Raw genomic sequence first — 14,470 nt, 5'->3', positions numbered from 1 at the left:
TTAAAGTTGGTTACTGTTCAAAAAGTGAAGCTAGTCTCACTTTATAAAGGTTATTGGTTGAGCCATAAAACTCAATAGTTTGTTCAAATAAAAAACCAAGTTTTTTTAATAACATGTTAGAGGGAGTATTTTCTAGTGAGGTGATCGCGACAACATTTACTGCATACTTATTGTCATAAGCAGCTTTTAATATGGCTAATGAGGCTTCTCGAGCAAAGCCTTGCGAACAGTATTGAGGTAACAAGGCATAACCTAAGTCAGGAAATTCCAATTCAGGCCGCTTTAACAAACCACAAAGTCCAATCGGTGTGTTATCACTTTTCAAAGCGACTAAGTTTAGCCCAAAGCCCTGTTCGCTATAGCTTGCTAGTGGACCATTAACTAAGTAGGCAATTGCATCTTTGGTCTCTCTAACCCCTTTGTCACCTATGTTTTTAATAAAAGCATCATCATTCAATAATTGCAGAACAAATTTATGGTCCTGCTCATTCAAGTGCCTAATGGTTAACCTTTGTGTCGTGCATAGCAGCATGTAAATTCCAAACGTTTAACGCGTAAAGCTTAAGCTCTATTTTCTAAGGCAGTATTCAATCGATCAAAGCCTCGAGCAAGGTCAGCAATTAAGTCATCAACATCCTCTAAACCTATATGCAGGCGAATTAATGGATACTCATAATCCCACTTTGTCGCTGTTCGCAAACGCCCAACATTGGTATTACCCAAAATTAAACTTTCAAAGCCGCCCCACGAATAGCCCATTTTAAAATGTTCCATACCATCAAGTAAGGCATTAAGTGATTGCTTATCACCACGGGTTAACACAAATGAGAACAAACCGTTAGCACCAGTAAAGTCACGCTTAAAATATTCATGGCCCGGACACGATTCAAATGCTGGATGAAGAATAACATCAACTTCTTCGCGTGTTGCTAACCAATTAGCCACTTTTAGCGCACTAATTTGATGTTGTTTTAAACGCACACCTAAGGTACGAATGCCACGCATTGCCAAATACAAATCGTCAGGTGACGTACATTGCCCCATTAAGTAACTGTTTTCACGCAGTTGTGGCCAATATTCTTCAGTGGCTATTGCCGTACCTAACATCACATCTGAATGACCAACGATATATTTAGTCGCTGCTTGAATCGAAATATCGACACCATAATCAAAAGGTTGAAAATTAACCCCTGCAGCCCAAGTATTATCGAGCATAACCATACAGCCATGCTGGTGAGCAACTTCAGCTATCCCGGGAACATCTTGAACTTCCATGGTAATAGAGCCAGGAGACTCTAAGAAAATAAGTCGGGTGTTTTCTTTAATAAGTCCAGCGATATCTCGGCCAATAGTTGGATCGTAATAAGTCGTTTCAACGCCAATATTGATCAATATTTTATCGCAAAAATCACGCGTGGGTTCATAAGCCGTATCGACCATAAGGATATGGTCACCGGTTTTAACAAACGAAAGAATAGCATTAGTGATCGCCGCAGTACCCGATGGATAAATGGCACAACCGGCGCCTCCTTCGAGATCAGTCATAGCATCGGCGAAAGCAAAAGCCGTTGAGGTGCCCCTTCTGCCATAGAAAAGTACTTGATTACCACGATTTGCTGTTGCGTGATTCATTTCTTTAACCGTATTAAAAACAACGGTTGATGCACGTTCTACCGGGGGATTAACAACGCCACGTGTCCATTTTGATTTTCGTCCCGCATTGACTATTTTGGTATCGTTGATCATGATCTTTCATCCTAAAACATAAAATTCATTTAGCCATCTAAATAGCTAACTCAATAAAGTCACCTTATGATCTTTCCAAGCATGATGCACGATTTATTTATATTAATTAAAACAGCAGAGGCTATTGAAACAAGTTCATTTGATCACTGGTTAATTTTTCGAAACTACTCCCGACAAAAGGTAAAATAGCATCAGCAACGGTCGCTAATTGCCGATCGATATAAAACTGGTAATCGAGTGGCGCGTTAACATAACCTTTTGCTTGCGGTCCAGAAGTCGTGATCAAGTACTCTATCCAACCACGTTGCTGATATTTTAACGGTTGCTTATTTATCTTGTTTATATCATCGGCTAAACGTGCCGCTTTCACATGTGGAGGCACGTTTTTAACATAATGGTCTAACTGCCTACGAATGCGTTTACGATACACCAGTAAATGATCTAATTGCCCTGCTGATGTTTGAGTAACAAAATTGCGTACATAGTCAGCAAAAGGTTCGCCATTAAATATTTTTAAATACAACTCTCGTTGAAAAGTTTTAGCCAGTTCAGTCCAATCGGTGCGGACGCTTTCTAAGCCTTTAAAAATCAATTCTGATGACCCCTTCTTTTCTACAATGCCAGCATAACGCTTCTTAGTACCAACATCTTGTCCTCTGATGGTTGGCATCAAAAATTTGCTAAAATGTGTTTCAAACTCAATTTCAAGTTGGCTTTCTATCGCAAATTCTTTTTTAAGCGTTGCTTGCCACCTAAGATTAATTTTATCTTGTAAGGTTTTACCCAGCTTTTGGCATTGCTGGTGGTTAAAATCATCGTCAACACTGACGAAAATAGAATCGGTATCGCCATAAATGACTTGATAACCATCATCTTCTAGCCACATTTTAGTGGTGATTAATAATTCATGGCTTCGTTTAGTGATTGAACCGGATAAACGAGGATCAAAAAATCGACATCCCGTTGAACCTAAGACTCCATAAAACGAATTCATAATAATTTTTATTGCTTGTGACAATGCCGCATTTTTATCTTTTTTAGCGATATCACGCTCTAACCACAGCTCATTAATAATGTCAGGTAAGAAATGTTTATCCCTAGAGAAATAAGCACCATCAAAACCTTTTATACTAGTCTCAGGTGATTGTAAACCTTCAATTAGGCCCATAGGATCAATATTAAAACTTCGAATAATAGAGGGATAAAGACTTTTAAAATCAAGTACTAAGACATTTTTATATAAACCCGGAATAGAGTCCATCACATAACCACCAGGAGAAATTAGCCCTTGCAAGCCATCGCCCATATTGGGCGCAATATAACCACTACGGTGTAATTTAGGTAAATATAAGTTGGTAAACGCTGCCACAGAGCCGCCAATACGGTCTATAGATAAACCGGTTAGTTTGGCGCGCAAACGCGTGAATTCGAGTAACAAGGATTGTTCAAAGATCAGGGTAACTAAATGGCAATCTTCAAGGTTATAAGCGGCTAAAGCTAGCTTGTCATTGGCAAAGTTGTTGTTAATTTCTTGCATTCTATTGTCAACATCATCGACCTTTTTCCCCTTACCTAATAAGGCATTGGCAACAAAATCAAGGGAAAAACTTGGAAAGTTATAAGTCGCGTTTTTTAGTAAATCAATACCATCAAGGACCACTCTGCCAGCGACATCAATAAATTTTTGCTCATTTTGACTACCGCCTGCCGAACGTGTTCGCCAGCGGGGAGACTTATCATTGCGGCCGATATTAAATGGGATATTATAAATATCACAGCGTTTTTGTAGCAAATTAAAATCAAAGTTAATCACGTTCCAACCAATAAAAATGTCGGGATCGTGGATTTTTATCCAAGCGATCAGCTCAGCTAGCAGCGCTTGTTCATTGTCAAGCCAAACGATGTGCTCTGCGATTTCTATCGCCTCAGCGTCGGATAACTTTGACTGTGTTATTTTTGCTAAAAACTTTTTTTGATCACCGATCATCAAAACACATTTTATCGGCTTACCATCAGACATTTTATGCGAATGTAAACCAATAGAATAAAGCTCCCCTGCCATTGAACACTCAATATCAAGTGATACCATAGTTAACGCAATATCATCAAGTAACTGAGTCTTATCCGTTGCACGGCATTTGTCACTATAAAAGGTAGCAAAGTTAGTCTGTAAAAACTGTTTGGCAGATTCGGTTATCGATAAAGCTGTTAACCGAGGGATAAATTCAATACCAGCGGTAATAAAGCGCTCCATTAAAAAGCGTTCATCGGGGCGAAAATCGTCTTCGTAACATTTTATCTGGGCTTGTTTTAAAACATCGCGTGCGCGATAGAATTCACGCATCGTTGAAAAATAAAAGCCACTGACAAGTTGTTGATTAAAGGTTTTAAGCGTAAGCGGGGTAACTTTAGCCGTTACTATTCGCTGCTCCGACAGGAGACTTTGCGCGCGAACTTGCTGCGTTTGTTCAACAAAAAATAATGCCTGTTGATTTTGCACAATAACATTAACAGCACCTTTAAGGGTTTTAATCCATAAAGACAATTCAATACCTTGTTTGGTATCATAGGCTTGACGAGTTAATAAAAAGCCATAATTCAAGCTAGGCGTTAATTTTTCTACAGTTAATGACATTAATTATTTTAATTCGTTGCGGATAACGATAAACTGTTAATATATACAGCAGTATATACTCATCCTATTTGAAGATACAGGATTCAGCCTATTTAACTGAAATGTGTATATAACCTAATGAACCCTAAATGGCTAACAGCATGCTAAGCGATAAAATTAAAGTAGCAATTCGCACATCGTATAAAACCATTGGTGAAAATCTAGAAAACTTTCACCCAAGAAAACAGCAAACTTTTTTGATTGCCGAAATAGCTAAAACTCTTGCGGGAGAATACGATAAAGCGCGAAAAATTATTATCATAGAAGCAGGTACCGGTACGGGTAAATCGTTGGCTTATTCATTAGGCGCTATTCCATTAGCAATGTCACGTCAAAAGAAGGTCTGTATTTCTACTGCAACAGTTGCGCTACAAGAACAATTAGTGGACAAAGATTTACCCTTCTTAAAGAAACATTCAGGCTTAGATTTTAATTTCACCTTAGTCAAAGGTCGCCAACGCTATGTTTGTCGGCAAAAATTAGCGCTTGCTGTCAGTCAAGACGATTCCCCTCAGGCCGGTTTCACCTTTGCGCAAAAACCTGATGCCATGGATATAAAGTTATTGCATCATTTACATAAAGCGTTAACGGATAATAAATGGCAAGGCGATCTAGATTCTTGGGCAGACCCTATCCCTCATCATTTATGGCAACAAATTCAATGTGACAAACACAGTTGTTTAAAACATTTAGCCGATCACACCCATTGCCCTTTTCATAAAGCTCGAGAAACCATGGAGTCTGCCGATGTGTTGGTCATTAACCATAGTTTATTACTGGCTGATTTAGAGCTTGGTGGAGGTGTTATTTTACCCTCACCAGAAGACACTTTTTACATTATTGACGAAGCACATCATCTGCCTAAAGTAACCCGTGATCATTCAAGTGCGAATGTTGCCATTAAAGGTGCCATTGATTGGCTAACCAAGTTAAAAGAAACCGGCGATAAAATGGCAAAATTAATAAAGTCGACTTCGGCCATTTCACCCTCGTTAAAATTAGGGGACGATTGCCAAGATTTATTAATGGAAATGCAAAAAGTAGCGAGCTTTATCGAAAACAATCAGGCGTTATATTTCAATGAAAAAGCTAAAGAAAATAGCCGTTTCTCTCGTGATGACGAGGCGGCATTATATCGTTTTGAAAACGGAATCGTTCCACCGAACTTAAAAAACTCAGCTAAAGATTTAGCAGAGCTCAGTAAAAAATGTTTAGGACATTGCAACAAGCTATATAATTTATTGATGGAGTCAGTGAAAGACGGGGAGTGTAAAATGTTTGTTGCCGAGCCCTTACTTGCAGAAGCTGGTTTTATGATCCAACGGTTAGAAAATTTCAACTCACTATGGAAAATGTATGCCAAAACAGATAGTGAGAAAGGCGCTCCAATGGCAAGGTGGTTCGAAAAACTGACGGGCAAACGTAGTGACTTTTTAGTGTCGGCTTCCCCTATTGAAGTGGGCTTTACCCTTGAAGATATTCTCTGGTCAAAATGTGAAGGGGCGGTATTATGCTCAGCCACTATTTTAGCATTAAATTCGTTTGAGCATTTCCGCCGTCAGGTCGGTTTACAAACGAATGATGGCACTCAATATCAAAAAGTCGACTCACCGTTTGATTATCAAAACAATGCGCAACTAGTTATCGCTAAAATGAAAAATGAGCCAAGTAGCCCTCAGTTCACCGATGAATTAATTAAAGAGTTACCGGCGTTAATTAAGCAAGAAAAAGCCTGTTTAGTGCTGTTTTCTTCGTATTGGCAAATGGAACAAGTAGCTAAAGCCTTACGAGAGCAGGACAAAATGGAGATTCTAGTTCAGGGTGAGCAGTCACGTCAGCATATTATAGAGGCCCATAGAAAACGCTGTGATGAAGATAAAACCAGTATAATTTTTGGCACACAAAGTTTTTCTGAGGGTCTAGATTTACCTGGTAAATATTTAACGAATTTGATTATTACCAAATTACCCTTCTCTGTGCCAACATCACCCGTTGAAGAAGCACAAGCTGAATACATTACCGCTAAAGGCGGCAATCCTTTTATGTCGATTTCAGTGCCAGAAACATCCAAAAAACTTATTCAAGCGACAGGACGATTACTGCGAAATGAGAAAGATACCGGTATCATTACTTTAATGGATAAACGTTTAGTAACTAAACGTTATGGTAAGCAATTACTTGATTCTTTACCGCCCTATCAAATTATTTCAAAAGGATAAACTTTGACTAACCTCACTAAGCGTCCAAAAGCGTCAAGCTCAACTAATCGTCGATTATCAAAGAGTCGCTCATTAAAAGACGTTAAGCCTCGCCCTGCTCCAGCAGATCGTGTGTTAGTACTTTTCAATAAACCCTTTGATGTACTGTCGCAATTTACGGATGATCAGCAGCGTAAAACCTTAAAAGATTTTATTCCAGTTAAAGACGTTTATGCCGCTGGGCGTTTAGACCGAGACAGTGAAGGCTTGTTGTTGCTGACCAATGACGGGAAATTGCAGCACAAACTGGCTAACCCAACCGAAAAAACAGAAAAAACCTATTGGGCACAAGTTGAGGGTGTGCCACAGGAAGCTGATTTACAAAAACTTCGAAAGGGTGTCGAACTAAAAGATGGCCAAACGTTACCAGCCAGAGTAAAAGTGATCAGTGAACCAGACCTTTGGCCACGTAACCCGCCAATACGCGAGCGAGCGAATATTCCCACGACATGGCTCAGTATCGCGATTACCGAAGGAAAGAACCGGCAGGTCCGCAGAATGACCGCGGCTATTAATTTTCCAACGCTACGACTTATCCGTTACAGCATTGGTCAATACACCCTTGACGGTATCGAAAATGGCCATTACCAACAACTTAAAAGTGAATAAGAATATGACACTAGCTGTTAACACTGCCGGTAATGACCATGGCGAAAATCAATTTAAGCCCAACGCTACCGTGGCAGCTATTATTGTTCATCAAAATCAATTTTTATTGGTTGAAGAAATTGAAAAAGGTAAAAAAGTCTTTAACCAGCCTGCTGGACATTTAGAGGCGAATGAAAACTTAATCAGTGCCATTGAACGAGAAGTTCTGGAAGAAACAGGCTTAGCACTGTCGCCTAATTACGTTTCAGGTATTTATTACTTTTATCGCCCAGACATTAATCTTTATTACCTTAGATTTTGTTTTGTTATTGAACTTGATGAATTTCTGCAGGGTAGCCCACAAGATGATGAGATTATTGCCACCCATTGGCTGTCATTTGATGAAATAAAAGCAAAATCTGCACAATTACGCAGCACGCTGGTCTTAGAATGTATTGAGGATTACTTAGCTGTTTTGAAAAATGGAAAAAAAATATCATTATCTTCATTAAAATCCAATCTTTAATCTATGCCCCTAAATCCTGACATGCTATAATTTTTCGCCTTTTTCTCTAGATTTGTAGTTTTAATGTCATCACAAGTATCATCGAGCGCTGAAAACCAAAACACCGCGCCTATAAGTAAAGCACCACGCGACACCAAAGTAATTGTTGGTATGTCTGGCGGTGTTGACTCCTCTGTTTCTGCACACTTATTGATTGAACAAGGTTACCAAGTTGAAGGCCTGTTCATGAAAAATTGGGAAGAAGACGATACCGATGAATACTGTGCAGCGGCACAAGACCTCGAAGATGCACAACTTGTTTGTGACAAACTCGGTATAAAGTTACACACCATTAATTTCGCAACAGAATACTGGGATAATGTTTTTGAGTATTTCTTAGCTGAATATAAAGCAGGTCGCACGCCGAACCCTGATATTATGTGTAACAAAGAAATCAAATTTAAAGCCTTCTTAGAGTTTGCTTGTGAAGACTTAAATGCCGACTATATTGCCACCGGACACTATGTTCAGCGCGAGTTTATCGATGGTCAGTGGTCTATGTTACGTGGTTTAGACAGTAATAAAGATCAAAGTTACTTTTTATATACGCTAAGTGATGAGCAAGTGGGACGGACATTATTCCCTGTGGGTAATATCGAAAAGCCTGCAGTACGCGCTATTGCCGAACAGGCTGACTTAATTACTCATAATAAAAAAGACAGCACGGGTATTTGTTTTATTGGTGAGCGTAAGTTCAAAGATTTCTTAGGTCAATACTTACCCGCGCAGCCAGGTAAAATTGAATCCGCTGAAGGCGATGTCATTGGCGAACACGACGGTTTAATGTACCACACGCTAGGTCAGCGCAAAGGCCTTCGCATAGGCGGTTTAGCTAATGCCGGAGAAGAGCCTTGGTACGTTGTTGAAAAAGATTTATTGCGCAATGTTTTAATTGTTGGTCAAGGTCATAATCACCCTCGTTTATTTTCTAAAGGTTTAATCGGTAATCAATTACATTTAGTGAACCGCAAACCTCTTGATATGCCAATAAAATGTACCGTTAAAACCCGCTATCGCCAAGATGATGTCCCTTGTCATCTGTCTCCGATGAGCGATGGTGAATATTTAGTTATGTTTGATGAAGCACAAAGTTCAGTAACGCCGGGACAATCTGTAGTTTTTTATCAAGATAATATTTGTCTTGGTGGCGGTATCATCAACACACTTATCCGTTAAGTTGTAACGAAAATTAGTTGAGCAGTTAATAGTTATGAACAGTATAAATGAACAAACCCTTACACTTGCCGCGGTTTGTCAAGTCGCTTATTGGGTGCAAAAAATATCTCGTAGTGGCCAAATAGACGAAGACGAACTCGCCTTATTACTTAATAGTGTCATGATCACATCGCCTAAAAACACCATGGAAGTTTATGGTGGTGAAATGAGTCATTTAAAAATAGGATTAACAACACTAGTTAACCATTTAGGCAATAAATCAACTAACAAAGATCCTGAGATCACCCGTTATGTGGTGAGCTTACTGGGTTTAGAGCGTCGTTTAAGCAAATATAGCGATAAAATGAATGCGCTCGGTGAACGAATTAGCCAAAGCCAACGTCAATTAGCACATTATGACATTACCAGTGAAACACTCGTTTCGAGCTTAGCGTCAATTTATAGCGATTTGATCAGCCCACTTGGAACACCTATTCAGGTAGCAGGCGAGCCCGCTATATTAAAGCAATCAGTCAATCAACATAAGATACGTGCCTTGTTATTGGCTGGTATTCGCTCAAGTGTTTTATGGCGACAGGTCGGTGGACAACGCCGAAGTATTTTATTTTCACGTTCAAAATTGGTTGAATGTGCCGAGCAGCTGCTCAAAGCTTGTTAAAAAAATTCAAAATTAGTTTTTAACCTTACTTTAAATATTAGGAAAACCCTATGGAACTTTCAGCATTAAGTGCAATATCTCCAGTAGATGGTCGTTATGGCAGCAAAGTTAAGTCATTACGCCCTATATTCAGTGAATTTGGTTTAATAAAATACCGTGTTACCGTTGAAGTTCGTTGGTTACAAAAACTTGCAGCAACGACAGAAATTGCAGAAGTTCCGGCTTTTAGCAGTGACGCTACGGCAACATTAAATGCGATTGTTGATAACTTCAGTGAAGTAGACGCACAGCGCATTAAAGACATTGAAGCGACCACTAATCATGATGTAAAAGCTGTTGAGTATTTCTTAAAAGAAAAAATTGCTGATCATGCTGAATTAAACGCAGTGACTGAGTTTATTCATTTTGCTTGTACATCTGAAGATATTAACAACCTTTCGCACGGTTTAATGTTAAATGACTGTCGTACCGACGTTTTATTACCAGAAATGGATAAAATATTAGCGGCAATTAAAGCGCTAGCAATTGAATACAAAACTATTCCAATGATGTGTCGTACTCACGGTCAACCTGCTTCTCCAAGTACTTTGGGTAAAGAAATGGCCAACGTTTATATTCGTCTTAAACGTCAACGTGCCCAAATTGCTGATGTTGAATTATTAGGTAAGATCAATGGTGCTGTTGGCAATTACAATGCACACCTATCAGCTTACCCTGAAGTTAATTGGCATGAATTTGCTAATGAATTTGTTACTTCATTAGGTTTATCGTTTAATCCCTTTACGACTCAAATTGAACCACATGATTACATTGCCGAGTTATTTGATGCCATTGCCCGCTTTAACACCATCTTAATCGATTTTGATCGTGATATTTGGGGTTACATCGCGATGGGTCACTTTAAGCAAAAAACCATTGCAGGTGAAATTGGTTCATCAACAATGCCACATAAAGTTAACCCAATTGACTTTGAAAATTCTGAAGGTAACTTAGGCATTGCTAATGCATTATTTACCCACTTGGCGCAAAAATTACCGATTTCTCGCTGGCAACGTGACTTAACAGATTCAACAGTTTTACGTAACTTAGGTGTTGGTTTTGCTCATGCGATGATAGCTTACGGTGCTACATTAAAAGGTATTAGTAAGTTACAAGTAAATGAAGCAAATCTAGCGGCTGAATTAGACAGCAACTGGGAAGTTTTAGCTGAACCCGTACAAACAGTAATGCGTCGTTATGGTATCGAAAAGCCATACGAAAAATTAAAAGAGCTAACTCGCGGTAAGCGCGTCAATGGCGACTCAATGCGCGCTTTCATTATGACACTTGAATTACCTGATGCAGCTAAAGCACAGTTATGTGAAATGACACCCGCGAGTTATATAGGTCGCGCAGTAGAATTTATTAACGAATTAGATTAGTTTTATCTAAACGTATGCTAATAAAAAGGAACCTCGCGGTTCCTTTTTATGTTCAGGATGAACGGTATAACGTGATGGCATGGATGCCAATGAACGTATATGTTCAGGATGAACGCAATAGCATGACGTGATGGCACGGATGCCAATGAACGTATATATTCAGGATGAACGCAATAGCATGACGTGATGGCATGGATGCCACTGAACGTATATGTTCAGGATGAACGCAATAGCATGACGTGATGGCATGGATGCCAATGAACGTATATGTTCAGGATGAACGGTATGACGTGATGGCATGGATGCCAATAAACGTATATGTCTTGGCTTTTCAGCAACGCCCTGATTTATGATGGGATTAGTGCATTTATGCACGCCAATTAACCGTAGTAAAATAGAGAGTAACACGCAATGCAAAAAATCCATTGGGGCGAACTAACGCCTGAGCAGTTTTTAAAAGAATATTGGCAAAAAAAACCGTTATTAATAAAAGGTGCGTTCAAAGACTTCACCGACCCAATTGATGCCAACGAACTTGCTGGCCTCGCGATGGAAAGCGAGATTGAATCGCGTATTATTGCCTGTAATAATGGTGAATGGCAAGTAGAGCAAGGTCCTTTTGATTCATTCGACAAGTTTGGCGAACAGAACTGGACGCTACTGGTGCAGGCGGTAAATAATTGGTCTCGCGATACCCAATCATTACTAGCAGCCGTTAATTTTATTCCACAATGGCGTATTGATGATGTAATGGTTAGCTTTTCTACACCCAATGGCGGTGTTGGTGCTCATTTAGACCAGTACGATGTCTTTATTGTACAAGGTGAAGGAAAGCGTCGCTGGCAAGTTGGTGCACCTGATAGTTCACTAAAGCAGCTATTACCTCATCCTGATTTAAAACAAGTTTCTAGTTTTGTTGCTGTTATCGACGAAATAACCGAAGCGGGTGATTTACTTTATATTCCACCGAATCATCCTCACAATGGCGTGTCATTAGAAAATTCGATGAATTTTTCTATTGGTTTTCAGGCACCAAACAATCAAGAATTATGGTCTGGTTTTGCTGATAAATTAATAGATGAAAACCTTGGAGAAACACGCTTTCCTGATAATGAACGCGCACTAACCAGTCAGCCCGAACAACTTGAACACATGGATATCGAAAAATTAAAGACGTTCATGAAAGCACAACTTGATGACGATAAGTTATTTATTCCTTTTATCGGTAAATATCTTACACAGAACCACCATGCTTTAGAAATATTAATGCCGGTCACTCCTATCGACAGCGAACAACTTACCGATATTCTGGCTGAAGCAGAAAATACCTTAGTGCCTGTTTCAGGAATAAAAAGCTTAATTGTTCCTCTTCAACCTCAAGAGCAAGCGCCCAACGAAACAAGTTTTTTATATATTAATGGGGAAAGTTTTTTAATTGATAAAGAAACAATCACATTAGCGACATACTTAACAAAACAGCAAACTTTGACCACTCAAACAGTAAAAAGTTTACTAACAAATTTGAAAAATGAACAATTATTGACTAATGTTCTAAATATGGGCTTTTGGTATATAGAATAACAACGAGTGTAATATTCATAATGTCGTTCAGCGTCAGTAGAGTAAATTGGGAACAAGCGGCATCATTATTAAGAGATGTCCGCGAGAAAGTTTTTATTTGTGAATGGCGTATTCCACGAAAAATAGAGTTTGACCGAAAAGATCACTATGCATTTCATGTCTTGGTTTGTGATGATATTACTCAAGAGCCCGTTGCAACGGGCCGTATATTGTCTACGGGGGAAATTTCTCGCATCGCTGTATTGATGTCTTTTAGAAAAAGAAACATCGACATAGTTGTTGTCAAAGGTTTACTGGCGATTGCTAAAGATCTCAAACTTGATGAAGTCTTTATTTATAGTCCACTTGATGATGTTGAATATTTTAGAAAATTTAACTTTATCAGTGCTGGCGCGGTATTTATGGAAGCAGGTATGCCAAGACAGCGTATGACCTGTGCTGTTGAGAATATAAAAAAATCGACCCGCTTCGCTTTTAATCACTAGTTTATTAATTCCTACTCTATTAATGAGTCACTCCTTTTATCCTTTTACCACTATTATTAAATTTTGTGCTTTATTCTATACATTTACCCTAAGATAGTGACCGTTATATTTTGATCTGACGGCTAGCGCAATATTAGGCTAAGTGGTATTGTGCGCATCGAAACAATACAACTCTTATTACAGAAGTAAAAAGAATGTTAACAAAACTTTTTACGTGGAGATTTAGAAGTGGCAATTTTTGATTTAGTAGATTTCGACAATCATGAACAAGTTGTTTATTGCAGCGATGATGCAACAGGCTTAAAAGCTATCATAGCAGTACACAGTACTGCACTTGGACCAGCGGCAGGTGGCTGTCGTTTTTGGGATTATGTAAATGATGAAGCAGCATTAAAAGATGTTTTACGTTTATCAAAAGGCATGACCTACAAAAATGCTATGGCTGGGTTAAAACTTGGCGGTGGTAAAGGGGTTATTATTGGTAATCCTAGACACTTAAAGTCAGACGATTTATTCAAAGCCTATGGCAAAGCCGTTAATAATCTAGGTGGCCGTTATTACACCGCTGAAGATGTCAATATTACTACTGGTGATATGGCTATTGTTAATCAAGTTACCGACTATGTGTCGGGTCTTGAAGGAAAAAGTGGTAATCCAGGCCCCTTCACTGCGCTAGGTACTTTTTTAGGTATTAAAGCCGCGGTTAAGTTTAAATTGGGATCTGATGATTTAACCGGTATTAAAGTCGCTGTTCAAGGGCTTGGTAGTGTTGGTTATTCACTTTGTGAACGACTTCATGCTGCGGGTGCGAAATTAATCGTCACTGATATTAACCAAGAAATTTTAGATAAAGCCGTTACCGAGTTAGATGCAACAGTTGTTAGCTTAGACGATATTTACAAACAAGATGTTGAAGTATTTTCACCTTGTGCGTTAGGCGCGTCAATTAATGACGATAGTATTGCAGAGCTTAAAGCGGTGATCATTGCCGGCTGTGCTAATAACCAACTTGCAGAAAGTCGTCATGACCAAATCCTTTTAGACAAGGGTATTTTGTATGCCCCTGACTACGTTATTAACGCTGGGGGAATTATAAATGTTGCCCTTGAAATTTATCCTGAACCTTATTGTGCTGATAAGGCGACAAGTTTGGTCGAAAATATTTATCACACACTAATGAATGTTTTTGTAACAGCGAACGAGAAAAATTTACCAACAGGTAAAGTAGCTGATGAAATGGCGAGAGCTATAATAGCTAACGCTGGAAAATAATCTTCCCGTGTAAACTAAAAAGCCGCACGATATAAATAAAGTGCGA

At 39.0% G+C, this 14,470-nt stretch carries 12 protein-coding genes; 9 read left to right on the top strand and 3 right to left on the bottom strand.

Features of this window, described 5'->3' with window-relative positions; all coding sequences use genetic code 11:
* Nucleotides 1-10: 10 nt before the first annotated feature.
* The 3 genes from H4J67_RS11190 to H4J67_RS11180 form a co-directional block, all read right to left on the bottom strand.
* Nucleotides 11-532 (bottom strand): GNAT family N-acetyltransferase, encoded by a 522-nt coding sequence (locus H4J67_RS11190; protein WP_182203759.1) that lies wholly within the window; start codon nt 530-532, stop codon nt 11-13.
* A gap of 29 nt (nt 533-561) precedes the next feature.
* Complete coding sequence (locus H4J67_RS11185) at nt 562-1,746, bottom strand: cystathionine beta-lyase (RefSeq protein WP_182171922.1); 1,185 nt, start codon at nt 1,744-1,746, stop codon at nt 562-564.
* A 121-nt stretch (nt 1,747-1,867) separates the two neighbouring features.
* Nucleotides 1,868-4,381: a DNA polymerase II gene (locus H4J67_RS11180; protein ID WP_182171925.1), complete on the bottom strand. Its 2,514-nt coding sequence runs from the start codon at nt 4,379-4,381 to the stop codon at nt 1,868-1,870.
* A 140-nt stretch (nt 4,382-4,521) separates the two neighbouring features.
* Here H4J67_RS11180 and dinG point away from each other — a divergent pair, with 140 nt between their 5' ends.
* The 9 genes from dinG to H4J67_RS11135 all read left to right on the top strand — a co-directional run bounded on the left by dinG (nt 4,522) and on the right by H4J67_RS11135 (nt 14,424).
* Nucleotides 4,522-6,639, top strand: a complete 2,118-nt coding sequence (gene dinG / locus H4J67_RS11175) for an ATP-dependent DNA helicase DinG (protein WP_182172080.1) — start codon at nt 4,522-4,524, stop codon at nt 6,637-6,639.
* A 3-nt stretch (nt 6,640-6,642) separates the two neighbouring features.
* Entirely contained in the window at nt 6,643-7,287 is a 645-nt protein-coding gene (locus H4J67_RS11170; protein ID WP_182171928.1) for a pseudouridine synthase, read from the top strand.
* A 4-nt stretch (nt 7,288-7,291) separates the two neighbouring features.
* The gene (locus tag H4J67_RS11165) at nt 7,292-7,792 is read left to right on the top strand and encodes an NUDIX hydrolase (RefSeq protein WP_182171931.1); all 501 of its coding nucleotides are present in this window, start codon (nt 7,292-7,294) and stop codon (nt 7,790-7,792) included.
* A gap of 63 nt (nt 7,793-7,855) precedes the next feature.
* The gene (gene mnmA, locus H4J67_RS11160) at nt 7,856-9,007 is read left to right on the top strand and encodes a tRNA 2-thiouridine(34) synthase MnmA (RefSeq protein ID WP_182171934.1); all 1,152 of its coding nucleotides are present in this window, start codon (nt 7,856-7,858) and stop codon (nt 9,005-9,007) included.
* 34 nt (nt 9,008-9,041) lie between these two features.
* Nucleotides 9,042-9,665, top strand: a complete 624-nt coding sequence (hflD, locus tag H4J67_RS11155) for a high frequency lysogenization protein HflD (protein ID WP_182171937.1) — start codon at nt 9,042-9,044, stop codon at nt 9,663-9,665.
* Nucleotides 9,666-9,715: 50 nt separating this feature from the next.
* Entirely contained in the window at nt 9,716-11,086 is a 1,371-nt protein-coding gene (gene purB / locus H4J67_RS11150) for an adenylosuccinate lyase (RefSeq protein ID WP_182171940.1), read from the top strand.
* Nucleotides 11,087-11,497: 411 nt separating this feature from the next.
* The gene (locus tag H4J67_RS11145) at nt 11,498-12,667 is read left to right on the top strand and encodes a cupin domain-containing protein (RefSeq protein WP_182171943.1); all 1,170 of its coding nucleotides are present in this window, start codon (nt 11,498-11,500) and stop codon (nt 12,665-12,667) included.
* Between the two features lie 20 nt (nt 12,668-12,687).
* Nucleotides 12,688-13,152, top strand: a complete 465-nt coding sequence (locus H4J67_RS11140) for a GNAT family N-acetyltransferase (RefSeq protein WP_182171946.1) — start codon at nt 12,688-12,690, stop codon at nt 13,150-13,152.
* 228 nt (nt 13,153-13,380) lie between these two features.
* Nucleotides 13,381-14,424 (top strand): amino acid dehydrogenase, encoded by a 1,044-nt coding sequence (locus H4J67_RS11135; protein ID WP_182171949.1) that lies wholly within the window; start codon nt 13,381-13,383, stop codon nt 14,422-14,424.
* The last annotated feature ends 46 nt before the right edge of the window (nt 14,425-14,470 follow it).

Source organism: Colwellia sp. BRX10-4 (assembly GCF_014077465.1).
GTDB lineage: Bacteria > Pseudomonadota > Gammaproteobacteria > Enterobacterales > Alteromonadaceae > Colwellia_A.
This window is presented reverse-complemented; position numbering and strand designations above follow the sequence as displayed.

Coding starts and splice junctions, on each gene's coding strand:
- mnmA (WP_182171934.1), top strand. CDS start 7,856: ATGTCATCACAAGTATCATCGAGCGCTGAAAACCAAAACACCGCGCCT.
- H4J67_RS11140 (WP_182171946.1), top strand. CDS start 12,688: ATGTCGTTCAGCGTCAGTAGAGTAAATTGGGAACAAGCGGCATCATTA.
- dinG (WP_182172080.1), top strand. CDS start 4,522: ATGCTAAGCGATAAAATTAAAGTAGCAATTCGCACATCGTATAAAACC.
- H4J67_RS11165 (WP_182171931.1), top strand. CDS start 7,292: ATGACACTAGCTGTTAACACTGCCGGTAATGACCATGGCGAAAATCAA.
- H4J67_RS11145 (WP_182171943.1), top strand. CDS start 11,498: ATGCAAAAAATCCATTGGGGCGAACTAACGCCTGAGCAGTTTTTAAAA.
- hflD (WP_182171937.1), top strand. CDS start 9,042: ATGAACAGTATAAATGAACAAACCCTTACACTTGCCGCGGTTTGTCAA.
- H4J67_RS11180 (WP_182171925.1), bottom strand. CDS start 4,381: ATGTCATTAACTGTAGAAAAATTAACGCCTAGCTTGAATTATGGCTTT.
- H4J67_RS11190 (WP_182203759.1), bottom strand. CDS start 532: ATGCTGCTATGCACGACACAAAGGTTAACCATTAGGCACTTGAATGAG.
- H4J67_RS11185 (WP_182171922.1), bottom strand. CDS start 1,746: ATGATCAACGATACCAAAATAGTCAATGCGGGACGAAAATCAAAATGG.
- purB (WP_182171940.1), top strand. CDS start 9,716: ATGGAACTTTCAGCATTAAGTGCAATATCTCCAGTAGATGGTCGTTAT.